This window comes from Pseudomonas cannabina (assembly GCF_900100365.1).
Taxonomy (GTDB): domain Bacteria; phylum Pseudomonadota; class Gammaproteobacteria; order Pseudomonadales; family Pseudomonadaceae; genus Aquipseudomonas; species Aquipseudomonas cannabina.
In genome coordinates this window covers 5,484,200-5,510,891 of sequence record NZ_FNKU01000001.1, presented here as the reverse complement: position 1 = coordinate 5,510,891, position 26,692 = coordinate 5,484,200, and the positions used below count along the sequence as shown (strand labels likewise).

The following is a 26,692-nucleotide window of genomic DNA, read 5'->3' as shown; positions in this document are numbered from 1 at the left end:
TCGTTCAAACGACGCATTCCGAAGTCAAGACCGGACGCAGAGCGTCCGATCTTCGCGAGTCAATACACATCCCGCCGATACCGCCCCTGCTCGATCAGTTCGCTGACCACCTCCGTGCCCAAGACCTCGTTCAACACCTGATCCACCCCCGCCGCCATACCCAACAGGCTGCCGCAGATATAGATCGCTGCGCCGTCGCTCAGCCACGCGCGCAATTCATCCTCAGCCTCGCGCAAGCGGTCCTGCACGTAGATTTTCTCCGCCTGATCACGCGAGAACGCTAGGTCCAGTCGGGTCAGATGGCCTGCCTCAAGCCAGCTCTCAAGCTCCGCACGGCAATGAAAGTCGTGCGCTCGGTTGCGTTCACCGAACAGCAACCAGTTGCGCCCTTGCCCTTGATCGATCCGTGCCTTGAGTAAGCTGCGTAGCCCGGCAAGTCCAGTGCCGTTGCCCAGCAAAATCAACGGGACCTGCTCGGCAGGCAGGTGAAAACTGCTGTTACGACGCAAGCGCAGGCTGACAGCAGCGTCGAGCGCCGCATGCTCGGTCAGCCAGCCAGAACACAGCCCCAGACCGCCGTCAGGATGAATTTCCTGACGCACGATAAGTTGCAGGCGGCCATCCTCGGGGATCGACGCAATTGAGTACTCACGAGCAGACACCGGAGCCAATGCATCGACCAGCGCTTGCGCATGCAGCCCGACAAGGTGCACACGGTTGTGCGGCAACTGGCGGCTGGCGAGCGCCTGAGCAAGCGTCTCCTGCAACCCGCCGACCTGCACCTGAGTCAATGGATCAATACCCAGCCCGTCAAGAAACAGCTCGATGACAGCCGCTGAGTTTCGGGGCATCACCTCGACCAGATCTCCCGCCTGCCAACGGGCGGATGCTGGCGCAATCAGGTCCAGCAGATACACCTTCGAGCCGCTGCTGCCTGGATTCAAGTGCTCGCGACCCGCCAGGGTCCAGTTCTCGAAAACCGGAGTCAGCCAGTGGCTCGATTGCGGTACAGCGCCGGTCAGTTGCCCGAGTTGCTGCTGCCAGTGCTGCAAGGCGGCGGGATCGACTCTGTCCACTTCAACCGGAGCAAACAGCGTGCGCGCGCCGCACTGCGCCAGCCAGTCATGCAGACGATGAGCGAAGCCGCAGAAATGCGCATACTGCCGGTCTCCCAGCGCCAGTACGACGTAATTGAGCATCTCCAGCGCCAATGGACTACCCAGCAACTTGCGTTCGAAACCGCGAGCGCTGTCCGGCGCCTCACCATCACCGAAGGTGCTGACGATAAACAGCGCGTTGCGGCTTTGAAGCAGATCCTGCACGGTCAGCTCACCCAACCGCTGCACGTGCGCAGACACGCCGGCAAGCTGCAACTGGCTCGCGGTCTGCCACGCCAACTGCTCGGCAAAACCGCTTTGGCTGGCGAAACCGATCAGCCAGGACGACGCATCAGTGGAAAGGTCTTCCGGTACAGCAAAGCGTGCGCTCTTGATCTCGCGCTGTTTGCGGCGGCGATCCAGATACAACAGCCAGCCGGTAATGAAAAACAGCGGCATCATCAACGACGCAACAGTCATGACGATTCGGCCAACGATTCCGAAGTAGCTGCCAACGTGCAGTGCATAGTTGCTGGCCAGCAGTTGCGCACCGAAGCTGCGCTCGGCATACCGTGACACCGAACTGACCTGCCCGCTTGCGGGGTCAAGGGTAATGCTGTTCAGCGCGCGCGAATGTGGTGAGTCCTTGAGCAGGTAAAACACCGTAGCGGGCTGGTCACCTGCAGCAGGCAAGCGCAGGTTATAAGAGCGCAGTCCGGGCCCTGCGGTTTTCTGAATACTGTCCCAGATGGCCGCATAGTCGACGACCAGCGGTGCTTTGTTGCCGGCAATAGCGACAGTGACTTTGCGCTGCTCCAGCGGCGAGTCGCCCAGCAGTTTGTTCAGACCGTTGCTCACCCAGTCGTAAGACCAGTTCAGGCCAGTGAGGGCAAACAACAGGTAGAACACCAGGCACCACGTACCAAAAACCGAATGCAGATCCCAGTTGAAACTGCGGCCCTTCTTTGCCCAGTCCAGCGTCAGCCAGACACGCCAGTTCAAGGCCTTGCGAGGCCAGCGCAGATAGAGCCCGGACAGGCAGAAGAACAGCAGAATCAGCGTGCAGGCTGCCGTGACCTGCTTGCCCACCTCACCTGCAGCCAGATAACGATGCAATTGCAGAATAAAATCGAAAACTCCCTCACCCACCGCATCGCCTTTCAGCTCGCCGGTGTAAGGATCGAAATTGCGTTTGGGGCCGCGCCTTTCGCCCGGTTCCGGCGTGAAATACACCTGAGCGGCGCGATTGCCAAGGGTCTCGACACGCAAGATAGCCACGGTGAGCCCGGTTGCGGCCTCCAACTTGTGGACAAGCTCAAGGGGAGGCAATGCAGCAGCGCGCTCTTCGACAAGCAAAGTGTCAGGATTGAGCGCGTCGAGAATCTCGTCCTCGAACGAATACAAGGCTCCCGTGATGCCCATCAAGGCCAGCACCAGACCTGCCGTGATCCCGAAGAACCAGTGCAGTTGAAACAGGACTTTCTTCAACACGCTCGCTACTCTCACTCATATTGCGCGGCGCAATTAATGCACTGACGGCCATATCGTGTCTATCTGTAACGCGTCTATCTGTAACGTACTTTTTGCCACACGCCGGAAACCCCGCCTACTTTGACAAGCGGGGCAATGGCAAATTATCAGCTGCGCCAGCTGCCTCTTATATCTACCAGATAGGTATTCAGTGCATTTGCCTGGCGACTGAAATGTTCAACGCGCTCCTCGAGCCCTTCGGAGGCGGGCAGTCGGCAATTGGCCAGGACCTGAGTCAGCGCCGTATGCAGTTTGCCGATCTCTCGAACGTAGTCATTCTTGCAGACCTGAATCGATGCAAGGCCAGAAAGCTGATCGCGCTTGCTCAATTCGACGTCAAGTGCCGCGCGAGCCTCACCTACCGCGTCCTGCAGAACGAGCAACTGCGCCTGCAATGTAACGCGCAGGGTCATCAGGTGATCATAATCAACGGCACCGTCCAGCAGATCCAGAATATTGGACACGCCGGCGATACCCGCCTTGATGGACCCGATCAACGGATTTTTGGGATCGATGTCCGCCAGCGTTTCCAGCGAAGCGATCAAAGGCTTCAGCTTGTCGAAAAAGCTGAGACTCTCTACATCGGCAATCAATGCATTGACCACTTTTTCCTTCGCCAACACTTCTTCCTGACGCGCTTTTTCAATCGCCAGCCTGGCCTGCAGCGTGCTGATCTCCTGGTCAAGCGCGGGCGTCAGATGATCCACTGCATTGACCTGCACGGCGTTCAAATTGATCAGCGCTTTATCGAGCGCTTTAGCCTGGCTGGCCAGAGAGGCAGTGCGTGCGTCCAGAAGAATACTGAGCTCTTCATTGAATTCTAAAATGGCGCTTTCACTTTTCGCCTCGTCGGGCTCGCCCCTGAGCTTTGCAATCGCTTCAACAAAAGGCAGCATCTCATCGTCATTGAAAAAATGCGGAACCAGCGTCAGCGTATCCAGTGCCTCTTTATCGACATTACCTATTTCGTTCACCAGGCTGCGCAGCGTTTCCTTCATCACGGGTAAATAAATGTCACCTAGGAGGGTGTAGACAAAATAAATTAAACTTTCACTCCCTTGTCTGAATAGCCCTCAAGCCATGCCTAAAACCGGACGTCCTCGCTCGATTGCCGCCGAGCACTATCCCGTGCTGGTGAAACTCGCTCATGCACAGCCCTATTCCAGCCAGGCCGAATTGGCGCTCGTATTCTTCGCCGAAACCGGTATCACTGCGCATCCCGACACCTTTGCAAAAGCGTTGAAAATGGCAGGGATTACGCGTGTAAAGCAGCGGGCCAAGGGAAGTTTTCAGTCACCTGAACCTAATAAAGCCTATGGCTACAATGAAACCCACCGCCGCCAACTGCCGGAGCAGCTATATCCGAGTTGCTTGACAGATACCGAGTGGGCACTGGTCGCCGACCTGTTTGAAAGCCAGGGCGGACGAGGAGTGCCACCGCTTCACTCTCGGCGCACGTTGCTGGAAGCCTGTTGCTATGTCGTACGCACGGGGTGCTCATGGCGAATGCTACCCCGCGATTTTCCTCATTGGGACAATGTCTACAAAACGTTCCGCCGGTGGAGCGCTCAAGGCAAGTTCGAGCAAATGCATGATCGCTTGCGAGCTCAATGGCGTGAGCGGGAAGAACGCGCTGACAGCCCGTCAGCAGCGATCCTGGATTCACAGTCGACCCGCAGTTCTCCTCAAGGCGGTGACAGCGGCTACGACGCAGGCAAAAAAGTGAAGGGGCGTAAACGAAGTCTGATTGTCGATACATTGGGCCTGCTGCTGGCTGTCAGTATCAGTGCTGCAAGCGTGCAGGATCGTGACGCGGCGGATGATGCGGTGGCGTACTCGAAGGAAAAATATCCGTCACTGAGCACGCTTTTTGTTGATAGTGCGTACGCAGGAAAATGGGCACAGCGCACCCATCAACTGCACGCTATCGATGTTCAAGTGATCCGTGGCCCGAATAACAGAAGAACAGGGCAATGGCACTCTGAACAAGGCGATCTATTTTCCGTGGAGCCTGTTCAGACTGGATTTGTGGTCATGCCCAAGCGATGGGTAGTGGAGCGAACTCATGCCTGGAATGAGAGAGCTCGGCGACTGATCATGCATCATGATCGCCTTTTTGCGGTAAGCGAGGCATGGGTTTGGTTGGCCGAGGCTCGAATACTCGCGCGCCGACTCACTACATGATTTTGTCTACACCCTCCTAGGGAGACGCTGAACAATTAACCCGTTCGCACCGTCCCCATTTCCAAGCCGGTTTTTTTCAACCTGCCGGCCTTATTTTACGTTTCTCGAGCAGATTTCTGCCCTCATTTTGCTGAAAGGCGGGCCAGTCCCGCCTTTCAGACGGATTTATCCTGCCGTCTGTTGTAAATACCGCTTGGCCAGCATCAGATTGGCCAACCCAAACAAACTGAACAACTGCGCTGTATTCTTTTCCAGCCCACGGTAGCGAACCTTGCGATGATTGAAGCGCACCTTGATTACCTGGAAGGGGTGCTCGACCTTGGCACGCAGTTGCGCCTTGGCATATTCAATTTTGCGCTTGACCCGATACAGCACGCTGCCTTCGCCGTGCTGCTTGTAACTGCTTGGCCGTTCTGCAATCGACCAGATAACGTCCCGTTCAGCATGCTCCGGTCGCTTGGCCGCACCGGTGTATCCAGCGTCACCCGAAACATAGGTTTCGTCACCGTGAAGCAACTGGCCAACCTGGGTGACATCCGCCACGTTAGCGGCCGTCCCTACTACGCTGTGCACCAGCCCCGACGTGGCGTCTACACCAATGTGGGCCTTCATCCCAAAGTGCCATTGATTGCCTTTCCTGGCCTGATGCATCTCAGGATCACGCTTGCCTTCTCGGTTCTTGACCGAGGGCGGCGCGGCGATCAGAGTAGCGTCGACGATAGTGCCTTCCTTGAGCAGCAGCCCCCGGCTGGCCAGATGCTGGTTAATCGTTTCAAACAGCAGCCGGGTTAGCTGATGGACTTCCAGCAAGCGGCGAAAACGCAGCAAGGTGGTGGCATCCGGTGCAGACTCGCGACCCAGGTCGATACCCATAAAACCGCGGATGGCCTGGCTGTCGTAGACGGCATCTTCGCAACCTTCATCGGAGAAACCGAAACACTGCTGCACGACGTACATGCGCAACATGCGCGACACCCCTATCGCAGGGCGTCCGCGCTTGCCTGCGGTGTTGCTATAAAACGGCGCCACTTGCGCCTCCAGCAGGGCCCAGGGCACCAACTGTTCAAGGTCAGCCAGGAAGCGATCTCGGCGAGTCTGCTTTTTCTTGCCGGTATATTCGAGTTCGGAGAAGGTCTTCTGCACGCGCGTAACGCTCACGGAGAGGGAGGCTGTTGAAGGAACTTAGTGTGCCAAGGGTGGGGACAGTTGGCTATTTTTGCAGCGCCTCCCTAGGGAGACGCTGATTTATTCTAAAACCCAGCTGTTGCCCCCAGATAAATCAAGGCCTCCAGAGCGTTGCAGGGACGAAAAATCGAATAAATCAGCGCCTCCCTAGGAGGGTGTAGACAAAATCATGTAGTGAGTCGGCGCGCGAGTATTCGAGCCTCGGCCAACCAAACCCATGCCTCGCTTACCGCAAAAAGGCGATCATGATGCATGATCAGTCGCCGAGCTCTCTCATTACAGGCATGAGTTCGCTCCACTACCCATCGCTTGGGCATGACCACAAATCCAGTCTGAACAGGCTCCACGGAAAATAGATCGCCTTGTTCAGAGTGCCATTGCCCTGTTCTTCTGTTATTCGGGCCACGGATCACTTGAACATCGATAGCGTGCAGTTGATGGGTGCGCTGTGCCCATTTTCCTGCGTACGCACTATCAACAAAAAGCGTGCTCAGTGACGGATATTTTTCCTTCGAGTACGCCACCGCATCATCCGCCGCGTCACGATCCTGCACGCTTGCAGCACTGATACTGACAGCCAGCAGCAGGCCCAATGTATCGACAATCAGACTTCGTTTACGCCCCTTCACTTTTTTGCCTGCGTCGTAGCCGCTGTCACCGCCTTGAGGAGAACTGCGGGTCGACTGTGAATCCAGGATCGCTGCTGACGGGCTGTCAGCGCGTTCTTCCCGCTCACGCCATTGAGCTCGCAAGCGATCATGCATTTGCTCGAACTTGCCTTGAGCGCTCCACCGGCGGAACGTTTTGTAGACATTGTCCCAATGAGGAAAATCGCGGGGTAGCATTCGCCATGAGCACCCCGTGCGTACGACATAGCAACAGGCTTCCAGCAACGTGCGCCGAGAGTGAAGCGGTGGCACTCCTCGTCCGCCCTGGCTTTCAAACAGGTCGGCGACCAGTGCCCACTCGGTATCTGTCAAGCAACTCGGATATAGCTGCTCCGGCAGTTGGCGGCGGTGGGTTTCATTGTAGCCATAGGCTTTATTAGGTTCAGGTGACTGAAAACTTCCCTTGGCCCGCTGCTTTACACGCGTAATCCCTGCCATTTTCAACGCTTTTGCAAAGGTGTCGGGATGCGCAGTGATACCGGTTTCGGCGAAGAATACGAGCGCCAATTCGGCCTGGCTGGAATAGGGCTGTGCATGAGCGAGTTTCACCAGCACGGGATAGTGCTCGGCGGCAATCGAGCGAGGACGTCCGGTTTTAGGCATGGCTTGAGGGCTATTCAGACAAGGGAGTGAAAGTTTAATTTATTTTGTCTACACCCTCTAGGGAAGGTCTGAAAAAGCCTTTTCTTCAAAAGTCGAAGCCAGTAAATACAGGCGCTCCAGCCCGGTTCCTCTCCAAAAAAATGGGCTTTTTCAGAGGATACCTAGCGCATCGGCCTGATGTTTCAGCTTTTCACGACTGCCAACGATAATTTCCATATCGAGTTTTGGCAGTTGAAAAGGCGTATCAAGTACATGAACGTTCATAACGGAATTCTCATTAGGGAGACGCTGATTTATTCTAAAACCCAGCTGTTGCCCCCAGATAAATCAAGGCCTCCAGAGCGTTGCAGGGACGAAAAATCGAATAAATCAGCGCCTCCTTAGGTATAAGTGGTTCGATGCTTAAACAGCGGGCTCTTCAAGAGTTTTATTGAACGCAGTCAGCAGATCGAAGGACTGAACTTGAATCTCTTTCCAGTTGCTCATCAGGGTTTGAAAACGAGAGACAAAACTGACGAGGTACACAGCATTATTGGTGTTCTTGATGCGGTCGTAAGAGGACTCGACCAATTCCTCCAATAACACCCACAAACTTTCAATGTTGCTGACGCCACTGGCAGCGCCATCGATTCTGGTTTTCAAATCCTGAAGGCTGGTTTCGAACGCCAGCAAATCGCCCAACAACCTGTTTTGTTTTTTCAACGTCAGCTCGACCTGACGTTTCTCTTCAATCAGGCGATCTTTTTCACTGAGCGCTGCCGAGGCTTTAAGACCATAAATAGAGTAGGACAGGGCCCCGCCGATGGGCCCCCACCAGAAACCGATCCACTTGTATTCCGAGTATTCTTCATATTCAGCAAGTTTCTGATTGATGCGATTGTTAAGCTGATCAACATCGGCTGTGAGCTTGGCGATTTCGTCACTTGCGCTGCCCGAGCGGGCCAGCCTTATCTTCAGCGCCACGCCGGGGGCTATCTCTTCCTTGAGGCGACGTTTGAAATCAGTCACCCCGACCCTGGTGCGGGTGGTGCTTGCGCTGTGGTCCTTGATATGGATCTTGAGATCATCCACCAGGGCCAGTAAACTAGGTATTTTCTTGCTGTCCTGGCCCGTCAACGCGGCAGGAGGCATTTGATCAATCTGCGCCGGGGTCAGATCCCCTACTTGCAGGGTCTGATAGGATTCCAGCCCCTTGATGAAATCCACGACATTAGTGGCGATGGTGATCAGATTGCCTGAGAACACATAAAGATCGCCGCCGACTTTCTGCATATTGGTCTCAATCGCCGACCAACTTCTGGCATGGGCCTGAATGCCAACATGCAGCTCAGCAATGGCGTCCGGCCCCAGACCGGGAATAGCGTTGTCAATGCCCCCTGTTAGGGAGCCGCTGATTTATTCGATTTTTCGTCCCTGCAACGCTCTGGAGGCCTTGATTTATCTGGGGGCAACAGCTGGGTTTTAGAATAAATCAGCGTCTCCTTAGAGGGTGTAGACAAAATAAATTAAACTTTCACTCCCTTGTCTGAATAGCCCTCAAGCCATGCCTAAAACCGGACGTCCTCGCTCGATTGCCGCCGAGCACTATCCCGTGCTGGTGAAACTCGCTCATGCACAGCCCTATTCCAGCCAGGCCGAATTGGCGCTCGTATTCTTCGCCGAAACCGGTATCACTGCGCATCCCGACACCTTTGCAAAAGCGTTGAAAATGGCAGGGATTACGCGTGTAAAGCAGCGGGCCAAGGGAAGTTTTCAGTCACCTGAACCTAATAAAGCCTATGGCTACAATGAAACCCACCGCCGCCAACTGCCGGAGCAGCTATATCCGAGTTGCTTGACAGATACCGAGTGGGCACTGGTCGCCGACCTGTTTGAAAGCCAGGGCGGACGAGGAGTGCCACCGCTTCACTCTCGGCGCACGTTGCTGGAAGCCTGTTGCTATGTCGTACGCACGGGGTGCTCATGGCGAATGCTACCCCGCGATTTTCCTCATTGGGACAATGTCTACAAAACGTTCCGCCGGTGGAGCGCTCAAGGCAAGTTCGAGCAAATGCATGATCGCTTGCGAGCTCAATGGCGTGAGCGGGAAGAACGCGCTGACAGCCCGTCAGCAGCGATCCTGGATTCACAGTCGACCCGCAGTTCTCCTCAAGGCGGTGACAGCGGCTACGACGCAGGCAAAAAAGTGAAGGGGCGTAAACGAAGTCTGATTGTCGATACATTGGGCCTGCTGCTGGCTGTCAGTATCAGTGCTGCAAGCGTGCAGGATCGTGACGCGGCGGATGATGCGGTGGCGTACTCGAAGGAAAAATATCCGTCACTGAGCACGCTTTTTGTTGATAGTGCGTACGCAGGAAAATGGGCACAGCGCACCCATCAACTGCACGCTATCGATGTTCAAGTGATCCGTGGCCCGAATAACAGAAGAACAGGGCAATGGCACTCTGAACAAGGCGATCTATTTTCCGTGGAGCCTGTTCAGACTGGATTTGTGGTCATGCCCAAGCGATGGGTAGTGGAGCGAACTCATGCCTGGAATGAGAGAGCTCGGCGACTGATCATGCATCATGATCGCCTTTTTGCGGTAAGCGAGGCATGGGTTTGGTTGGCCGAGGCTCGAATACTCGCGCGCCGACTCACTACATGATTTTGTCTACACCCTCTTAGGGAGGCGCTGATTTATTCGATTTTTCGTCCCTGCAACGCTCTGGAGGCCTTGATTTATCTGGGGGCAACAGCTGGGTTTTAGAATAAATCAGCGTCTCCCTAACGCACTTCAACGCCTGAAGAGGTTTATATATTTATTTTTTTGCGAGCAAAAAAAACCCATTTTCATGGGTTTTTTTCTGAGGCCGGAAATTTACAGGTAGAACGATTTCAGCGGCGGGAAGCCGTTGAATTCCACTGCGCTGTAGCTGGTGGTATAGGCCCCGGTCGACAACCAGTACATGCGATCACCGATGGCCAGGTTGAGTGGCAGGCCGTACTTGTAGTTTTCGTACATGATGTCGGCGCTGTCGCAGGTAGGGCCTGCGATGACCACTTCTTCCATCTCGCCCTTCTTTTCGGTCCAGATCGGAAACTTGATGGCTTCGTCCATGGTTTCGATCAGGCCGGAGAATTTGCCCACGTCGGTGTAGACCCAACGCTCGACCGCAGTACGCGACTTGCGCGCGACCAGCACCACCTCGCTGACCAGAATACCGGCGTTGGAAATCAGCGAACGGCCTGGCTCCAGAATGATTTCCGGCAGGTCATCGCCGAAGTCTTCCTTCAGGAAGCGGATGATTTCCTCGGCGTAGGTTTCCAGGCTGTTGGTGCGGGTGATGTAGTTGGCCGGGAAGCCACCACCCATGTTGATCAGCTTGAGAACAATACCGTCTTCTTCTTTAAGGCGTTCGAAGATCACTTTGACCTTGGCAATGGCCGCGTCCCAGACGCTGATGTCGCGCTGCTGCGAGCCGACATGAAACGAAATGCCGTACGGCACCAGACCCAGGTCGCGAGCAAGAATCAGCAGATCCATGGCCATGTCGGTCTGGCAGCCGAATTTACGCGACAGTGGCCAGTCAGCGGTGGTCGAGCCTTCGGTCAGGATACGCACGTAGACTTTCGAGCCCGGTGCTGCCTTGGCGATGTTGCGCAGGTCAGCTTCGGAGTCGGTTGCAAACAGACGTACGCCCTTCTCGTAGAAGTAGCGGATGTCCTTGGATTTCTTGATGGTGTTGCCGTAGCTCATGCGCTCCGGGCCAACGCCGCAGCTCAGGACCTTGTCCAGCTCGTAGATCGAGGCGATGTCGAAGCTCGAACCTTTGTCCTTGAGCAGATTGATGACTTCAACGGCCGGGTTGGCTTTGACGGCGTAGTAAACCTTGGCGAAATCGAAGCCCGCACGCAGGTCGTCATAGGCCTTGCTGATGATGGCGGTATCAATGACCACGAACGGCGTTTCTTGCTTGTCAGCGAACGCCTTCATTTTTTTGAAGGTTTCGGCTGAATAGTAGTCTTCGACATTGATCGACATACTGCTGGAACTCCTGATGGCAAACGGTATTGGTCAATGGGTGCAAATGAACGCCCTCCGTATCCCCACTTTGGTTCGCCTACTTCCCAAGGCATGTCGCCGAAAGCAAAAAGGCCCTGAAGGGGCTGCCTTCCTGGCCTTGCTGTCTCGTCGTCAGTACTTGAGCCGGATGGATCGTTTCCAGCATGGACGTTCGGCGCGAACTTTAGGACCTGAGGGGCCGGAGATCAACAAAAAATGTCGCGTTTTTGCACAAGGCGCTTGAGTTGCCTCGCCAAGGACCTGTTTAACCGACCTGCATGACAGGCAGATGTTCCCCACCTCCGCCGCCAATGCCTTTTCGCAGCACGCTGGGCATCACCTTATTCACCGGCACGCAAAGCCAATCAGCCTGTCAGTTCTGTCAGTTCTGTCAGTAGACAGATACACGGGTTGCGCGCTCAATAATCAGCTCAGACCACCTTTCCAGGTAACGATCATGGATGACCGACACCCTCACGCCGCGAGTTCCGTTGCGCCCAGTGCAGTTCAAACCCAAACCCGGTGGCAAGCCTTCGGCTTCGGATCTGCCGAAAGTCATCGCCAACGTCACGCCCGAGCCAGGACACACACCGACTTTCAGCCGACTAACATTTATGTAACGAAAGGCGATCGGCTGGAAATAACAGCAACCAGTCTGTACATGAATCTGGTGTCTGCAGTGATCGGGGTGCCGGAACTGGATACCCCCACCTCCTACCCGCTGAAAAGTGGCCTGAACGTTCTTGTCGCTACCAACACAGGCCTGCTGGGCTTTACCAATCTGGACCCGCTTGGTCACGTGGTTCTGGACATAACAGGACAGTACAACCATGTGCCGTTTTTCAGAATAGATATGACCAATCTGGAATGGGAACAGCAAATGGCGCACTACAGCGAAGCGCCTGTCGTGCTGCTTACCAGCCCGAGGGCTATTGTCGTGGTGCGCTATCAAAGCGCACAGCTCTACCTGACCGATCCCGTAAAGCTGATGGGCAATTTCGATGATGCCATTAGCGCGCAGGATGGTATTTCAGGCGTTATCAACTACGGCATGATGGAATGGGCGCTTGATCCCAGTAAACATTTCTACGTGGAAGCGGACCAGCTTTACATGTTTGCTACAAACGGTCATATGGGGTTTAACGGATCGGCTGCGCTGTCGCTTTTACTGTCGACCGCCCCTGAAGATGGTTGGGGCCCTTGGCACGAAAGCGGCCATCAACGACAACTCAGCCCTATGACATGGGGCACCGGCACCGGAATGACAGAGGTCACGGTCAATATCTACTCGATGGCCGCCCAAGAGTTTTTCCTTGGCCGTGCTACAGGCGCCGACTCCAGTTACCCCCCCATGAAAGAGTACCTGGCCAGTAACCTGAGAGATTACAACACCATCAAGGACGCAGGGCACAAGCTCGTCATGCTCTGGCAACTGCGCCTGACCTTCGGTAGTTCTTTCTACCCGCAATTGCACCAGCGCTATCGACTCATGCAAAACCCGTCGACTGCAGATGATGATAAGGCGCAACGATTCATTGTCGAAACTTCCCTGCTGAGCCAGGTCAACCTCGCGGAGTTCTTTGACCGCTGGGGACTGTATCCAACCCCGGAAACGCTCAGGCAAATTGCAGATTTGCCTGCGCTTGCGCACCCCATCTGGGAAACCGATGCAACAACGACGTTCCCGATTCACCTTCCAGTATCCTCCTACATTCCAGAACTTGCGCATATCCGATCCAGTCTGAACGCCACATTCCAGGACCGCATAAAATTTACTGTCGCCGAGGACTGGTATAAACCTTACCGCTACGAAATGACCCTCGAGGGCATTGTCGTTGCATCGGTTGATAACGGTGTGTGTGTCAATTGCACAGCTTACATCGAAGAAGGCATAGCGTTCGTTGAGACCAACACCGCGCTGACAGCTGAAGATAATGCCGCCGTCAATGTGCATGTCGGTGGGGGGCAGTTCACGTTATCCAGCACGGCATCACGTCCCATACTGCTGTTCAATATCAAAGCGCTGTTCACCGATGAACGTTGCACCGAGCTCAGGCCAGGCATCACGCAACTCCGGCTAGAAGTACTGTTCGACAACCTGGACAAAGACCGGACCGATGAGCTACACAGCCGCCTGCTACATCGCGCACAGCTTTTGCTGCTGCAAAGAACAATCAGGTATGTGGTCGTCGGTGCGGGCCTGATACAGGTCACCTTCGAAGATGAGGCATTCAAAAGTCATGACTACACCATACAGTACGGCAACCCTCCTTACGCCACGCTAGGTATCCTCTGAAAAAGCCCATTTTTTTGGAGAGGAACCGGGCTGGAGCGCCTGTATTTACTGGCTTCGACTTTTGAAGAAAAGGCTTTTTCAGACCTTCCCTAGAAAAAGGCTTTCCGGTTGGTTCCGACTTGAACCAGAACACCTGGACGCGTTTAGGCAGTATCGGCCATCAAGAAGTCTCCATTACGGCTACTCGAAGCACAGGTCATACGTACACGCTGTTTTCCGGAACCGTTGAGCAGGCGAAACTGGCCTTGCCTATCCGCGAACTTTTTACTGACTACACGATGACGCTGTTATCGGCCCATGTTGATCTGGCCGCCATCGATGCGCTTCACCTGACGGTAAACGGTAACCCTCTTATCAACCCGACTAACCGAGCGGCCTACCGTTCGTACTTGAATAAAGCCCAAGGCTTGTTATTGAAAAAAACGGTTTCGAAGGTCGTCAGGCGAACCGACACCCTGGATGTGTATTTCGAGGGAGATACGTTCAAAGAACATGACTACAAACTTCATGTTAACGGCCTCTACGCTTCCGAGATTACTCAAGGCAAAGCCTACTATTCAAGCGTGTCTAACCGAGTCTGGACCAGCAGCAAAAAGTTTGATGGCGACGATCACTGTAAGGTGATCATCGAATATCAAGGGATGACTACAACGCTTTACGAAAGCCATGCCGCCGACACACTAACTGCGTCGGCATCACAAGACAATGACATCACTCACTGCGACGTTGAGTAACTCGTTATCGCAATAATTACCGCCCGTCACGATGACCGGCGGTAATGCCACAGTCAGGAAGCGACCTGATCCGCAGGCGAAACAATACTGGTCTTCATCCCGCGCGAACGGCCCGAGCTCAGGTAAGCCGCAATCGACTCTTGCGTCACTTCGCCCAGGAACACGTTCTCCGCGTCCAGCACTGGCAGCCAGGCGCGGTTGAACTCGTACATGCGCGACAACAGGATGCGCAAATGCTCGTCGTAGGCCGCTGTGGCGTTGAACTCGCGCAAGAACTGCGCGCACGTGCCTTGCTGACGGTGCAAGTCACGACGACGCACGTAGCCCATTGCCTTGTTCTCGCTGTCGGTCACGACGATGTAGCGACGGTCGTTTTCGTCCATCACCTCCAGCGCATCGGCGACCGGGGTTTCCGGGCTGACCGACGGTGCATTGTCGGCGGCGTCTTCGGCCTTGACCAGCAGCAGGCGCTTGAGCGTGCTGTCCTGACCGACGAAGCTGCTGACAAAGTCGTCAGCCGGATGCGCGAGCAAGGTGTCCGGGTGATCGATCTGCAGCAGTTTGCCGCCACGGAAGATAGCAATTTTGTCGCCCAGTTTGATGGCTTCGTCGATGTCGTGGCTGACCATGATCACGGTCTTGTTCAGCGCCCGTTGCATCTCGAAGAACTCGTTCTGGATCATCTCGCGGTTAATCGGGTCAACTGCGCCGAACGGCTCGTCCATCAGCAGCAACGGCGCATCGGCCGCCAGCGCGCGGATCACGCCGATACGCTGTTGCTGACCGCCGGACAATTCACGCGGGTAGCGGTGCAGGTACTGCTTGGGCTCAAGCTTGATCATGCTCATCAGTTCACGAGCACGATCGTGGCAACGTTGCTTGTCCCAGCCCAGCAACTTGGGCACGACCACGATGTTCTCTTCGATGGTCATGTTCGGGAACAGACCGATCTGCTGGATCACGTAGCCGATGTTGCGACGCAGGGTCACTTCATCCAGGTCAGTGGTGTCTTCGCCGTTAATCAGTACTTTGCCGGAGGTCGGCATGATCAGACGGTTGATCATTTTCAGCGTGGTGCTCTTGCCGCAGCCTGACGGGCCGAGGAAGACGCAGATTTCGCCTTCGTTGACCGTGAGGCTGACCGAATCGACAGCCTTCACTTCTTTGCCGTTGCTCTGGAAAGTCTTGGAGAGGTTCTGGAGTTCGATCATTTCAGTAATCCTTTTGGAGTCAGCGTGCGTTGCAGCCATTGCAGAAGCAGGTCGGCGATGATGGCCAGAATGCTGACCAGTACCGCGCCGACGATCAGCATCGACATATCGCTGCGGCTGATGGAAGCAAGAATAAGTACACCCAGACCACCGGCACCGATGGTCGCGGCGATGGTCATGACACCGATGTTCATCACCACGGCGGTGCGCACACCGGCGAGGATCACGGGCACCGCGATAGGCAGTTCAACCATGCGCAGGCGCTGACCGAAGGTCATGCCGATGCCTTTGGCGGCTTCGCGAATACCCGGCTCGACGCCGGTCAGGGCCAGATAGGTATTACGCATGATCGGCAGCAGCGAATAGAGAAACACTGCGGTGATCGCCGGCATCGGGCCAAGGCCCTGACCGAACTTGGAGTAGAACGGCAGCAACAGGCCGAACAAGGCAATCGACGGCACGGTCAGCAGCACGGTGGCGCTGGCTTGCAGCGGGCCGGCCAGTGCCGGAAAGCGGGTCATCAGTACGCCCAGCGGCACGCCGACGAGAATGGCCAGGGTCACAGCAATGCCGACCAGGGTGATGTGCTGCCAGGTCAGTTGCAGGACCTGGGCCCAGTCCAGATGGGAGAAGGCGCTCAAGAAACTCATATCGTCTCCTTCCTTAGTTCAAGGGATGCTGGCGCAGGAAATCTGCGGCAACCGTGGATGGGCTTTCATGGCCGACATCGACGCGAGCGTTGAGGTCGATCATGGTCTGGTTGTCCAGCAGGTCAGCCAGCGGCTTGAGCAGCGTGGCGATGTCCGGATGTTTATCCAGATACTCCTGACGGATCACCGGCGCAGCGGTGTAGTCCGGGAAGTAGTGTTTGTCGTCTTCCAGCACCTTGAGCTTGAACGCGTTCAAACGACCGTCAGTGGTGTACACCAGACCGGCGAAAACCTGGCCATTACGCAGCGCGGTGTAGACCAGCCCGGCGTCCATCTGCCGAGTGTTCTCCCGACCGAGATTCATGTCGTAGTGCTTGACCATGCCGATCAGGCCGTCGGAACGATTGGCGAATTCGGTGTCCAGCGCTACGACATGACCCTCTTTCGCTTCATCTTTCAGTACTTTGGTCAGGTCGGTCATGGTGTTGACCTGCGGGTACTTGTCAGCAATCTTCTGCGGCAGTGCCAGCGCGTAGGTGTTGTTGAACTTCGACGGGGAAAGCCAGACCAGGCCCTTCTTTGCGTCGACTTCCTTTACCCGCGCGTAGGTCTGTGCGCTGTCGAGCTTTTCATCGATGTGGTTGTAGGCCACCAATGAAACGCCGGTGTATTCCCACAGCAGATCGAGCTGGCCGCTTTCCTGCGCGCTGCGCGCCAGGTTGCTGCCCAGACCGCCGGTGATTTGCACATCGTAGTTCTTGGTACGCAGGTATTGCGCAGTCAGCTCAGCGAGCATGGTCTGCTCGGTGAAGACGCGTGCGCCGATGCGTAACAGCGGCTTTTCCGCGGCTTGGGCAAATGCCGGAAACAGCAAGGCAAAGCCTAAAAACAAGCATATTCTTTTCATGATAATTCCTTCGCTCAGCGAGCCAGCCCGCGTTCCAGCCAGAGACGACTGGCCAGTGTCACCAGCCCGTCAAGCAGCAGCGCCAGCAGCGCGGTACACGCTGCACCCAGCACCAGTTGCGGCTGGTTGTTCAAGGCGATGCCCGGGAAAATCAGGCTGCCGAGGCTGTTCGCACCGATGAGAAAGGCAAGCGGAGCAGTACCGACGTTGATCGCCAGCGCAACGCGCACACCACCGATGATAATGGGCACGGCGTTGGGCAATTCGACACGCCACAGCACCTGACGCGGGGTCATGCCGATACCGACAGCGGCTTCCTTGAGTGAGCCCTGAACGTTTTTCAGGCCCTCATAGGTGTTACGCACAATGGGCAACAGCGAGGCGAGAAACAGCGCGAAGATGGCCGGACCGCTGCCGATCCCGAGAATCCCGAGGGCAATGGCCAGAACGGCGAGAGGCGGAACGGTGTTACCAATGTTGAATATCTGCATGAAGCGTTCGGCGCGACCCACCATGCTTGGTCGGCTGAGGGCGATGCCTGCGGGGATACCGACCACCAGGGCCGCCAACATTGAAACCAGAACCAGAATCAGGTGAGCCTGAAGATAGAACAGCAGGTCATCCTGGTATTGCTTGATAGTACTGATGCCGATCCAGTGGATCAGCAGGGCCAGGAGTGCGATCACAACCGCACCTCCCAATAGCCCCTTGCCATAGCGATTAGCCACAGGCGGACTCCTTATTTCAGTCGGCGAACGCGTTGACTTGAACGCCCGGAAAAGGCGCCGCAATAACGTTCGCGAAGAGCAGCGGGTGGGTCGCCGGTAAGGGTTTAACCTCGGCGAAAACACAAGCCATAAGCGCAGCTTCGTCAAGCCAACATGCTGATGATTCAACCCCAGAAGTTGGCCTTGGTAGCGGCTTTGACGGGGGAGTGGACGTCTCCACGACCTGAAAGGTTCCCACACGAGATACTATCTGGCCATCGTTTATTGTCTGAACGGTTCGGATATTGCCGAGACTTGAGCTATAATCTGCGCCCTTTTTTCAATCCCATCCCAGGCGATTTCCCATGACCCAACAGGCCGCCGAAGTCGCGAAACGCCGCACTTTCGCCATTATTTCCCACCCGGATGCGGGTAAAACCACCATCACGGAAAAACTCCTGCTGATGGGCAAGGCCATTTCCATCGCCGGTACGGTCAAGTCGCGTAAATCCGACCGTCACGCCACCTCCGACTGGATGGAAATGGAGAAACAGCGTGGTATTTCCATCACCACGTCGGTGATGCAGTTCCCGTATCGCGATCACATGATCAACCTGCTCGACACGCCGGGTCACGAAGACTTCTCCGAAGACACCTATCGCACCCTGACAGCGGTCGATTCGGCCTTGATGGTCCTCGACGGCGGTAAAGGCGTCGAGCCACGCACCATCGCCCTGATGGACGTCTGCCGTCTGCGCGACACGCCGATCGTCAGCTTCATCAACAAGCTCGACCGCGACATTCGTGACCCGATCGAACTGCTCGACGAGATCGAAGCGGTGCTCAAGATCAAGGCTGCGCCGATCACCTGGCCGATTGGCTGCTACCGGGATTTCAAGGGTGTCTATCACCTGGCTGACGACTACATCATTGTCTACACCGCAGGTCACGGTCACGAACGCACCGAAACCCGGATCATCGAAAAGCTCGATTCCGACGAAGCCCGTGCCCACCTCGGTGACGAGTACGACCGCTTTGTCGAGCAGCTGGAATTGGTGCAGGGCGCCTGCCATGAATTCAATCAGCAGGAGTTCATCGACGGTCAACTGACGCCGGTGTTTTTCGGTACGGCGCTGGGTAACTTCGGCGTCGACCACGTACTCGATGCGGTAGTGAACTGGGCACCCAAACCGCTCGCACGGGTCGCCAACGAACGCACCGTCGAACCGGTCGAAGAGAAATTCGCCGGTTTCGTGTTCAAGATCCAGGCGAACATGGACCCCAAGCACCGCGACCGGATCGCCTTCATGCGCATCTGCTCGGGCCGCTACGAAAAAGGCATGAAAATGCGCCATGTGCGGCTGGGCAAAGACGTGCGGATCGGCGACGCGCTGACGTTCTTCTCCTCCGAGCGTGAGCAACTGGAAGAAGCCTACGCAGGCGACATCATCGGCCTGCACAACCACGGCACCATCCAGATCGGCGACACCTTCACCGAAGGCGAAGCGCTGGGCTTTACCGGTATCCCGCACTTCGCCCCGGAACTGTTCCGCCGCGTGCGCCTGAAGGATCCGCTCAAGTCCAAACAACTGCGCCAGGGTCTGCAACAGCTGGCCGAAGAAGGCGCCACGCAAGTGTTCTTCCCGCAGCGCAGCAACGACATCATTCTCGGCGCTGTCGGTGTGCTGCAGTTCGATGTGGTCGCCAGCCGTCTGAAGGAAGAATACAAAGTCGAATGCGCCTACGAGCCGATCACCGTGTGGTCTGCCCGCTGGATCGAATGCGCCGACAAAAAGAAGCTCGAAGAGTTTGAAAACAAGGCGGTGGAAAACCTCGCAGTGGACGGCGGCGGTCACCTGACCTACCTCGCCCCTACCCGCGTGAACCTGGCCCTGATGGAAGAACGCTGGCCCGACGTGAAATTCCGCGCTACCCGCGAGCATCACTGACGATTGTGCGGCCCCCCTCCGCGTCTTCTGTCGTCCACAGGTCTAGGCGCCTACAGGCTGGAAAGCATGCCCTATGCGGGAAAGGGCATGTCGCAGCGGACCGGACGACGCGTCGCTTGCTCGCGAAAGAGCCGGTACATCCGCTAAAAATGTACCGCCCGAAATAAAGCTTTCGCGAACAAGTTCGCTCCCACAAGGAGAGCGTACATCCGCTGAAGATGTACCGCCTGAAATGAACAAGCGAAGACGCCTGGCCTGCAACCCTGAGGTGAGTCAATCCAGAAAGCACTTAACCCTCAGCACCCATCCACCAGCCGGGCATCTGTCAGAGGATGACATCGGCCCATCTGCAGCTCTGGCGAAGATCGTTAATGGATGAAACCGGAGTAAAGAGGGATGCGTCAGCGAGTAAGCCGATAACAGGCAAAATACTCTTGCTGCCGAGTCACGAATCTGACTCGAATTACTGATCTCAGTGCCTCGGTGCGCAGGGGAAAGTCAGCTTAGAGTGAGTATTTCCAACGCAATCAGCCCGCGATCAGCAGATGCAGACCCAGCAGTCCCATGCCGATGAAGAACATGCGCTTGAACAACACGGCACTGATCCGCTGCCGCAGCCATTGGCCGAACAGCATTCCCAGCAGCGCCGGTGCCAGGGCCAGCAAGGAAGCGCCCAGCTCTGCGCCACCCAAAGCGCCGCTCCAGGACAACGCGATTGCCAACGCAAGGGTCGACACGGTGAACGACAATCCCAGCGCCTGTATCAGCTGATTACGCTCAAGCCCGAGCGCTTGCAGATAGGGCACCGCAGGAATCACGAAGACCCCGGAAGCCGAAGCGATGACTCCGGTGACAAAACCACAGAGCGGCCCCAGCCAGCGCTCGGCAGTGGCCCTGACCTTGAAGGTCGGCAGGAACAGTCCGCTCAGCGCATACAGCAGCAGTGCCGCGCCCAGCACCCGCGTCATCGAATGGCTGCCGCTCATCCCCAGCCAGGCCGACCCGGCCAGCGTACCGACAAAAATCATGCTCAGCATCGGCCACAGGCGTTTCAGCAGCGGTCGCAAATTCCCGCCGGACGCCAGTTGTCAGACGTTGGTCAGGGTGGAGGGAATAATCAGCAGCGCCGCAGCCTGCGCCGGCAACATGGCCAGACCCAGCAAGCCCATTGCGACGGTTGGCAGGCCAAGGCCGATGACGCCCTTGACCGTGCCCGCCAGCAGAAAGATGCCGATCACCAGCGCTGAAAGGCCCCACCCAAGGTGTTGGTAGAAATCGAAGACTGTGCTCATGGCATCCCTGTCCGCAGGCAAAACGTCTCGCAGGCTAAACCCGCGATGCACGCTCGTTCAGATAACCCGACACGTCCATCTGATTACCCGCGAACTCGATGCGGGTCGCCTTCTGTTCGCGTTGGTAGATGTACATCGGGTCGTAGTATTCGCCGAGCAGGCCTTCGATCCAGCTCCGATGCAGCTCAACTGCACCACTGCGCTGTTGTTCTTCCAGCGCCGCCTGCATGAGTGTCAGCAAGCGCTGATGACGCTCGCCGCCCAGACGCTTATGAATGTTGTTCAGGCTTTGCAGCAGGCGATCGGCGAACAGACCGAAGCCGAGCTCTTCGCCCTTGACGCTGATGAACTCTGCACAGAGGTTGACCACGTAATCCGCCAGGATGCGCTCGACGCGGTGCTCGAAACTGTCTTCCAGCCAAACCATCGGACAGCGTTGCATGGCCTGGTGCAATTCCAGCGGCACATTGCAACTGCCGACCAGACGGCTTTCGTCTTCGACCACGAATTGTTCAATGCCGGCTGCTCGTTTTTTAAGCAGGTCGATGGCCAGGCGATTCTCGAAATCGATCTGTGCTGGCTGCCCGGTGGCGCGCTTGCCGAAGCTGGAGCCGCGATGGTTGGCAATGCCCTCCAGGTCCAGACTGTTGGGAAGTTGCGTCAGCACCTCGGTCTTGCCAGTGCCGGTCATGCCGCCGAGCACGACCAGATCACACTCGGTCACGGCTTCGTGCAGGGAATCGAGCAAAAACGTGCGCATTGCCTTGTAACCACCCAGGATGCGCGGGTAATCGACGCCTGCGTCCTTCAGCCAGCGCTGCACGGTCTGTGAACGAAGGCCACCGCGAAAGCAGTACAGGTAGCCATTCGGGTTGGCCCGGGCGAACTCGACCCAGGCCTCGACCCGCTCATCCTTGACCTGTCCGCAGACCAGTTGATGCCCGAGCTGAATGGCCGCCTCCTGGCCGTGCTGTTTGTAGCAGGTGCCGACCTTCTGCCGCTCGATGTCGTTCATCAGCGGCAGGTTGATCACACCCGGAAACGCGCCCTTGGAAAACTCCACCGGGGCGCGAGCGTCCATCATCGGCACGTCATTGAGAAAGAGTGCGCGGTAGTCGCTACTGTTGTCGACCATCAGAACACCTCGACGGCGTGTGTCTGTCGCTCGAGCAAGGTACCGATCGGGTTGAGCAGCAGGCCCAGTTCGGCCGCCACCGCCAGAAACTCCGCCTCACCTTCCGGGCTGACCGCGACCAGCAAGCCGCCGCTGGTCTGCGGATCGCACAACAGGTCGCGCTGGGCATCGTTCAGCGTTGCGATCTTGTCGCCATAGCTTTCGTAATTGCGCAGTGTGCCGCCCGGCACGCAGCCCTCGGCCATGTAGTGATCGACACCCGGCAGGCGCGGCACGGCGGCGTAATCAAGACGAGCGGTCCGCCCGGCGCCATCAGCCATTTCAACCAGATGCCCGAGCAGGCCGAAGCCGGTAACATCGGTCATGGCCAGCACACCGGCCAGCTTGCCGAAGCGACTGCCCGGCTTGTTCAGGGTACACATCCAGTCTCGCGCCAGGCCGACGTCCTCGTCGCGCAACTTTGACTTCTTTTCGGCGGTGGTCAGAATGCCGATGCCCAACGGTTTGGTCAGGTACAGCGTGCAGCCGGCCTGGGCCGTGTCATTGCGTTTCATGTGCTTTTTCTGCACTACGCCGGTGACGGCCAGGCCGAAGATCGGCTCCGGCGCATCAATGGAATGCCCGCCCGCCAACGGGATGCCCGCTGCATCGCACACCGCGCGACCGCCGCGGATCACTTCGCGGGCCACTTCGGGCGGCAGCAGATTGACCGGCCAGCCGAGAATCGCAATGGCCATCAGCGGGTCGCCGCCCATCGCATAAATGTCGCTGATCGCGTTGGTCGCAGCGATGCGGCCGAAGTCGAAAGGGTCATCGACGATGGGCATGAAGAAGTCGGTGGTCGAGACCACGCCGCGCTCGTCGTCCAGCGCGTAAACCGCGGCGTCGTCACGCGAGGTATTGCCGACCCAGAGCTTCGGGTCAAGGTTCTGCGCGCCGCTGCCGGCGAGGATCACATCCAGCACTTTGGGGGAAATCTTGCAGCCACACCCCGCTCCGTGACTGTACTGGGTCAGGCGGATTGGCTCATTCATCGCGACACTCTCGGTAAGCGGGAAACAGGCTGCGGAGTCTAGGGGCTGTTCGCGTATCAGCGCAAACCGCGTCGCTTGCCGGTTGTCACGGCCGACAGCCCGTCGCTGAACTGGCCTTTCTCGCCATGCCTCTTATAATCCCCGCGCACTGCTACCAAATTCTGCAAAGCGCTGCCTGTTCACTCACGTGGCCTTCACCCCTTTTTTCCGCTATTGAACCGGAGAACTTCCATGCTCAAGCGTACCCTGGCGCTCGCCGCCGGCCTTGCCCTGTCCTTCTCCGCGCTGACCAGCCATGCGGCCGATACCCTGCGCGTGTCGGCCATCCCCGACGAAGCGCCCACCGAACTGCTGCGCAAGTTCAAGCCGCTGGGGGCTTATCTGGAGCAACGCCTGGGCATGAAAGTCGAATTCGTCCCGGTAGCGGATTACCCGGCAGTCGTCGAAGCGCTGGCCACCGATCGCCTCGACATGGCCTGGCTGGGTGGCTTCACCTTCGTACAGGTTAACCTCAAGACCGGTAACGCTGTGCCGCTGGTACAGCGCGAGCAGGACGCCAAATTCACCAGCAAATTCATCACCTCCGATCCGGACGTGAAGACGCTTGCCGACCTCAAGGGCAAGACGTTTGCCTTCGGCTCGGTGTCGTCGACTTCCGGCAGCCTGATGCCGCGCTATTTCATGCTCAAGGAAAACATCAAGCCGGAGACGTTCTTCAGCCGCGTTGCCTATTCCGGCGCACATGACGCGACTGCTGCCTGGGTTCAGGCCGGCAAGGTCGATGCCGGCGTGCTCAATGCCAGCGTGTGGGACAAACTGGTCGCCAGCGGCAAAGTCGATACCAGCAAGGTTCATGTCTTCGCAACCACGCCGACCTATTTCGACTACAACTGGACGGTGCGCGGCAGCCTTGACCCGGCACTGGCGGCGAAGATCAAGCAGGCATTCCTTGGCCTCGACCCGGCCAACCCTGAGCAGAAGGCGATTCTCGATTTGCAGGCCGCCAGCCGCTTCATCGAAACCAAACCCGAGAACTACAAGGGTATCGAAGAAGCCGCGCGCGCTGCCGACCTGCTGAAATGACCTTGCGCCTGTCCGCCATCGACCTGCGCCACAGCAATGGCACGCTGGCGTTGCGCGGGCTGGACCTGAGCATTGAGCGCGGCGAGCGGGTGGCAATCATTGGCCCGTCCGGTGCGGGCAAGACCACTTTGCTCAACCTGCTGGCCAGCACTCTGCCACCCAGCGCCGGACAACTGGACGTGCTGGGCGTCGATCCGTGGCAGCTGTCCAGCCGGCAACGCCAGCGTTTGCGCAGCCGCATTGCCCTGATTCATCAGGCACCGCCGTTGCCTGCGCGCCAGCGTGTGGTCACAGCGGTGTCAGCGGGCAAGCTGGGGCAATGGGGGCTGGGCAGAAGCCTGCTGAACCTGCTGCACCCACTGGATGTGCCCGGCGCACGCGCGGTGCTGGCGCGTCTCGATCTGGCCGATAAACTGTTCGAACGCTGCCAGCAGTTGTCCGGCGGCCAGTTGCAACGCGTCGGCATCGCCCGCGCCTTGTATCAGGCCCCCGAATTGTTACTGGCCGACGAACCGGTTTCGGCTATGGACCCACGTCTGGCCGATCACACCCTGGCGTTATTGTGTCAGCACGCCATCGAACACACCGTCACGCTGGTCGCCAGCCTGCACGCAGTCGAACTGGCGCTGGCGCACTTTCCGCGCATCGTCGGCGTGCGCGACGGGCGCATCCATTTCGACCTCCCGGCCAGCGAGGTCAAACGACAACACCTCGACACGCTGTACGCCAATGACCAACTGAGCCCGCAGCAGGTTTCCGAGGTTGCAGAAACCGCCTGGACGCCACGATGCTGAATCGGGACCGGCGTGACCCGGCGGCAGTGCCACGCCTGTTGCTGGCGCTGCTGGCCGTTGCACTGCTCTGGCCGGGCGTTCGTCTGGCTGAGCTGAATCCGTTTGTGCTGCTGCAAGCCGACAACGCCCGGACGATGGGCAACTTCCTCGCCGGGTTCTGGCCTGTGGCGCACTCCGCAGAATTCCTCGGCCTGCTGCTGGACGCCACGCTGCAAACCCTCGCCATCGCCACTGCCGGTATCGCCCTTGCCCTGCTGCTGGCGGTACCGGCAAGCCTGCTCGCCAGCAAGGCACTGTCGTTGTCGGCGGCTTCGCGGGGCGGGCGCCCGGGTTGGCTCGGCCAATGCCTGCGCTGGCCGGTGCGTGGGCTGTTGATCTTTCTGCGCAGCGTGCCGGAAATCGTCTGGGCGTTGCTGTTCGTGCGCGCGGTCGGTCTCGGCCCCACGGCAGGCGTACTGGCCATCGCGATTACTTACGCGGGCATGCTCGGCAAGGTCTACGCCGAAATATATGAATCAGTGGACCAGCGCCCGGCTCACGCCTTGCTCCAGTCCGGCAGCGGGCGGCTGGCCGCGCTGGCTTACGGCACTCTGCCCAATGCAGCGGCCGAGTTGACGTCGTACACGGTGTATCGCTGGGAGTGCGCAGTGCGTGCCTCGGTGGTGATGGGTTTTGTCGGCGCGGGCGGCCTGGGCCAACAGATCGACCTGTCGATGCGCATGTTCGCAGGCGATGAAGTGGCGAGCATGCTGCTGACCTTCCTGCTGCTGGTGCTGATTGCCGATCAGCTCAGTCGCTTGTTGCGCAGGCGGTTCACATGAGGCGCACAGACAATTTGTTACTGTTGCTGGCGATTGTCGCAGGGGTGATCGGATCATTTGTGTACCTCGGCCTGGACCTTTTCACGCTGGGCAGTCACGACAACCTGACGCAGATGGGCCGTTATGCAGTGCGCTTCATGAGCCCCGACCTGAGCAGCGATCACTTGCAAGCCATCGCCAAGGGCGCTCTGGAAACCCTGGCCATGTCGGCTCTGGGTACGTTGCTGGCAGCCGTCGCCGGTCTGCTGCTTGCCCTGCCCGCTGCCGGGCGTCTGGGCTGGCCGCTGCGCAGCCTGAGCCGCTTGCTGCTCAGCGTTGCGCGCTATTCCAGAACTGGTCTGGGCCGTGCTGATGGTGCTGGCCGCCGGGCTTGGCCCCAACGCGGGCACGCTGGCGCTGGCGTTGCACACCACTGGCGTCCTCGGCCGCCTGTTTGCCGAAGCGCTGGAAAACACCTCGCCTGAGCCCGCCGCGGCGATTCGCCTGCACGGTGGCAGCGCCTGGCAAGCCTTCGGCTACGGCACGCTGCCCAACCTCTGGCCGCAGTTACTGGCCTATACGCTGTACCGCTGGGAAAACAACATTCGCATGGCCAGCGTGCTGGGCTTTGTCGGCGCTGGCGGGCTGGGCCAGATGCTTTACGTCAGCCTCAGCCTGTTTCAGGAAGCGCAGGCCAGCACGGTGATTCTGGCGATGCTGATACTGGTGTTCGCCGTCGATGCATTGAGTGGCTGGAGCCGCCAGCGCTGGGTGCGCAACTGATCCGG

17 protein-coding genes and 7 pseudogenes are annotated in these 26,692 nt (G+C 57.7%); 10 read left to right on the top strand and 14 right to left on the bottom strand.

Going from position 1 to position 26,692, the window contains the following annotated elements; all coding sequences use genetic code 11:
* Window positions 1-59: 59 nt before the first annotated feature.
* Both BLT55_RS25865 and BLT55_RS25860 read right to left on the bottom strand, forming a co-directional pair.
* Window positions 60-2,585, bottom strand: a complete 2,526-nt coding sequence (locus BLT55_RS25865; protein ID WP_055001545.1) for a PepSY domain-containing protein — start codon at window positions 2,583-2,585, stop codon at window positions 60-62.
* Between the two features lie 149 nt (window positions 2,586-2,734).
* A pseudogene (locus BLT55_RS25860) lies at window positions 2,735-3,652 on the bottom strand (alpha-xenorhabdolysin family binary toxin subunit B); the annotation flags it as partial.
* Window positions 3,653-3,707: 55 nt separating this feature from the next.
* On the opposite strand from BLT55_RS25860, the gene BLT55_RS25855 reads away from it, so the two are divergent.
* On the top strand, window positions 3,708-4,811 hold the full coding sequence (locus BLT55_RS25855) for an IS5-like element ISPsy19 family transposase (RefSeq protein ID WP_004663854.1): 1,104 nt from the start codon (window positions 3,708-3,710) through the stop codon (window positions 4,809-4,811).
* Window positions 4,812-4,976: 165 nt separating this feature from the next.
* On the opposite strand, the gene BLT55_RS25850 is transcribed toward BLT55_RS25855, so the two are convergent.
* The 4 genes and pseudogenes from BLT55_RS25850 to BLT55_RS25840 all read right to left on the bottom strand — a co-directional run.
* Window positions 4,977-5,954: an IS5 family transposase gene (locus BLT55_RS25850; protein ID WP_007247761.1), complete on the bottom strand. Its 978-nt coding sequence runs from the start codon at window positions 5,952-5,954 to the stop codon at window positions 4,977-4,979.
* A 209-nt stretch (window positions 5,955-6,163) separates the two neighbouring features.
* Window positions 6,164-7,267, bottom strand: coding sequence for an IS5-like element ISPsy19 family transposase (locus BLT55_RS25845; RefSeq protein WP_074801114.1), 1,104 nt, complete (start codon window positions 7,265-7,267; stop codon window positions 6,164-6,166).
* Between the two features lie 159 nt (window positions 7,268-7,426).
* Window positions 7,427-7,531, bottom strand: a pseudogene (locus BLT55_RS32765) (alpha-xenorhabdolysin family binary toxin subunit B); the annotation flags it as partial.
* Window positions 7,532-7,669: 138 nt separating this feature from the next.
* Window positions 7,670-8,650: pseudogene (locus BLT55_RS25840) on the bottom strand (alpha-xenorhabdolysin family binary toxin subunit A); the annotation flags it as partial.
* Window positions 8,651-8,810: 160 nt separating this feature from the next.
* Between BLT55_RS25840 and BLT55_RS25835 the strand changes: the two are divergent.
* On the top strand, window positions 8,811-9,914 hold the full coding sequence (locus tag BLT55_RS25835) for an IS5-like element ISPsy19 family transposase (protein WP_004663854.1): 1,104 nt from the start codon (window positions 8,811-8,813) through the stop codon (window positions 9,912-9,914).
* A gap of 213 nt (window positions 9,915-10,127) precedes the next feature.
* On the opposite strand, the gene BLT55_RS25830 is transcribed toward BLT55_RS25835, so the two are convergent.
* The gene (locus tag BLT55_RS25830; protein WP_007253270.1) at window positions 10,128-11,291 is read right to left on the bottom strand and encodes a type III PLP-dependent enzyme; all 1,164 of its coding nucleotides are present in this window, start codon (window positions 11,289-11,291) and stop codon (window positions 10,128-10,130) included.
* Here BLT55_RS25830 and BLT55_RS32750 point away from each other — a divergent pair.
* The 3 genes and pseudogenes from BLT55_RS32750 to BLT55_RS25820 form a co-directional block, all read left to right on the top strand.
* Window positions 11,281-11,556, top strand: coding sequence for a hypothetical protein (locus BLT55_RS32750; RefSeq protein WP_139206446.1), 276 nt, complete (start codon window positions 11,281-11,283; stop codon window positions 11,554-11,556). The genes BLT55_RS25830 and BLT55_RS32750 overlap by 11 nt on opposite strands.
* Before the next feature lie 213 nt (window positions 11,557-11,769).
* Window positions 11,770-13,593: pseudogene (locus tag BLT55_RS25825) on the top strand (M60 family metallopeptidase); the annotation flags it as partial.
* Between the two features lie 104 nt (window positions 13,594-13,697).
* Window positions 13,698-14,342 (top strand): annotated as a pseudogene (locus tag BLT55_RS25820) (M60 family metallopeptidase); the annotation flags it as partial.
* A 53-nt stretch (window positions 14,343-14,395) separates the two neighbouring features.
* Here the strand turns inward: BLT55_RS25820 and BLT55_RS25815 are convergent.
* From BLT55_RS25815 to BLT55_RS25800, 4 genes are read right to left on the bottom strand one after another with little or no spacing between them, the layout of a single operon-like run.
* Window positions 14,396-15,553: an osmoprotectant ABC transporter ATP-binding protein OsmV gene (locus BLT55_RS25815; RefSeq protein ID WP_055000808.1), complete on the bottom strand. Its 1,158-nt coding sequence runs from the start codon at window positions 15,551-15,553 to the stop codon at window positions 14,396-14,398.
* A complete protein-coding gene (locus BLT55_RS25810) occupies window positions 15,550-16,203 on the bottom strand; it encodes an ABC transporter permease (RefSeq protein WP_005745339.1) in 654 nt (217 codons plus the stop codon). The genes BLT55_RS25815 and BLT55_RS25810 overlap by 4 nt, the downstream gene beginning before the upstream one ends.
* Window positions 16,204-16,216: 13 nt before the next feature.
* The gene (locus tag BLT55_RS25805; protein ID WP_055000807.1) at window positions 16,217-17,110 is read right to left on the bottom strand and encodes a glycine betaine ABC transporter substrate-binding protein; all 894 of its coding nucleotides are present in this window, start codon (window positions 17,108-17,110) and stop codon (window positions 16,217-16,219) included.
* A 14-nt stretch (window positions 17,111-17,124) separates the two neighbouring features.
* Window positions 17,125-17,838, bottom strand: a complete 714-nt coding sequence (locus BLT55_RS25800) for an ABC transporter permease (RefSeq protein ID WP_003379713.1) — start codon at window positions 17,836-17,838, stop codon at window positions 17,125-17,127.
* 344 nt (window positions 17,839-18,182) lie between these two features.
* Here BLT55_RS25800 and BLT55_RS25790 point away from each other — a divergent pair, with 344 nt between their 5' ends.
* Window positions 18,183-19,766 (top strand): peptide chain release factor 3, encoded by a 1,584-nt coding sequence (locus BLT55_RS25790; RefSeq protein WP_007253274.1) that lies wholly within the window; start codon window positions 18,183-18,185, stop codon window positions 19,764-19,766.
* A gap of 527 nt (window positions 19,767-20,293) precedes the next feature.
* On the opposite strand, the pseudogene BLT55_RS25785 reads toward BLT55_RS25790, so the two are convergent.
* The 3 genes and pseudogenes from BLT55_RS25785 to selD form a co-directional block, all read right to left on the bottom strand.
* A pseudogene (locus tag BLT55_RS25785) lies at window positions 20,294-21,058 on the bottom strand (sulfite exporter TauE/SafE family protein).
* Between the two features lie 34 nt (window positions 21,059-21,092).
* Window positions 21,093-22,193, bottom strand: a complete 1,101-nt coding sequence (gene mnmH / locus BLT55_RS25780; RefSeq protein ID WP_055000806.1) for a tRNA 2-selenouridine(34) synthase MnmH — start codon at window positions 22,191-22,193, stop codon at window positions 21,093-21,095.
* A complete protein-coding gene (gene selD / locus BLT55_RS25775; RefSeq protein WP_055000805.1) occupies window positions 22,193-23,227 on the bottom strand; it encodes a selenide, water dikinase SelD in 1,035 nt (344 codons plus the stop codon). Before selD ends, mnmH begins: the two co-directional genes overlap by 1 nt.
* A gap of 231 nt (window positions 23,228-23,458) precedes the next feature.
* Between selD and BLT55_RS25765 the strand changes: the two genes are divergently transcribed.
* The 4 genes and pseudogenes from BLT55_RS25765 to phnE all read left to right on the top strand — a co-directional run bounded on the left by BLT55_RS25765 (window position 23,459) and on the right by phnE (window position 26,687).
* The gene (locus tag BLT55_RS25765; RefSeq protein ID WP_055000804.1) at window positions 23,459-24,310 is read left to right on the top strand and encodes a putative selenate ABC transporter substrate-binding protein; all 852 of its coding nucleotides are present in this window, start codon (window positions 23,459-23,461) and stop codon (window positions 24,308-24,310) included.
* Window positions 24,307-25,104: a phosphonate ABC transporter ATP-binding protein gene (locus BLT55_RS25760; RefSeq protein ID WP_055000803.1), complete on the top strand. Its 798-nt coding sequence runs from the start codon at window positions 24,307-24,309 to the stop codon at window positions 25,102-25,104. The genes BLT55_RS25765 and BLT55_RS25760 overlap by 4 nt, the downstream gene beginning before the upstream one ends.
* A complete protein-coding gene (locus BLT55_RS25755) occupies window positions 25,098-25,925 on the top strand; it encodes a PhnE/PtxC family ABC transporter permease (protein WP_055000802.1) in 828 nt (275 codons plus the stop codon). Before BLT55_RS25760 ends, BLT55_RS25755 begins: the two co-directional genes overlap by 7 nt.
* Window positions 25,922-26,687: pseudogene (gene phnE, locus BLT55_RS25750) on the top strand (phosphonate ABC transporter, permease protein PhnE). Before BLT55_RS25755 ends, phnE begins: the two are co-directional and overlap by 4 nt.
* The last annotated feature ends 5 nt before the right edge of the window (window positions 26,688-26,692 follow it).

Excerpts from the sequence above, each read along its gene's own strand:
- BLT55_RS25855 (WP_004663854.1), top strand. The coding sequence starts at position 3,708 with ATGCCTAAAACCGGACGTCCTCGCTCGATTGCCGCCGAGCACTATCCC.
- BLT55_RS25845 (WP_074801114.1), bottom strand. The coding sequence starts at position 7,267 with ATGCCTAAAACCGGACGTCCTCGCTCGATTGCCGCCGAGCACTATCCC.
- BLT55_RS25835 (WP_004663854.1), top strand. The coding sequence starts at position 8,811 with ATGCCTAAAACCGGACGTCCTCGCTCGATTGCCGCCGAGCACTATCCC.
- BLT55_RS25830 (WP_007253270.1), bottom strand. The coding sequence starts at position 11,291 with ATGTCGATCAATGTCGAAGACTACTATTCAGCCGAAACCTTCAAAAAA.
- BLT55_RS25815 (WP_055000808.1), bottom strand. The coding sequence starts at position 15,553 with ATGATCGAACTCCAGAACCTCTCCAAGACTTTCCAGAGCAACGGCAAA.
- BLT55_RS25810 (WP_005745339.1), bottom strand. The coding sequence starts at position 16,203 with ATGAGTTTCTTGAGCGCCTTCTCCCATCTGGACTGGGCCCAGGTCCTG.
- BLT55_RS25805 (WP_055000807.1), bottom strand. The coding sequence starts at position 17,110 with ATGAAAAGAATATGCTTGTTTTTAGGCTTTGCCTTGCTGTTTCCGGCA.
- BLT55_RS25790 (WP_007253274.1), top strand. The coding sequence starts at position 18,183 with ATGACCCAACAGGCCGCCGAAGTCGCGAAACGCCGCACTTTCGCCATT.
- mnmH (WP_055000806.1), bottom strand. The coding sequence starts at position 22,193 with ATGGTCGACAACAGTAGCGACTACCGCGCACTCTTTCTCAATGACGTG.
- selD (WP_055000805.1), bottom strand. The coding sequence starts at position 23,227 with ATGAATGAGCCAATCCGCCTGACCCAGTACAGTCACGGAGCGGGGTGT.
- BLT55_RS25765 (WP_055000804.1), top strand. The coding sequence starts at position 23,459 with ATGCTCAAGCGTACCCTGGCGCTCGCCGCCGGCCTTGCCCTGTCCTTC.
- BLT55_RS25760 (WP_055000803.1), top strand. The coding sequence starts at position 24,307 with ATGACCTTGCGCCTGTCCGCCATCGACCTGCGCCACAGCAATGGCACG.
- BLT55_RS25755 (WP_055000802.1), top strand. The coding sequence starts at position 25,098 with ATGCTGAATCGGGACCGGCGTGACCCGGCGGCAGTGCCACGCCTGTTG.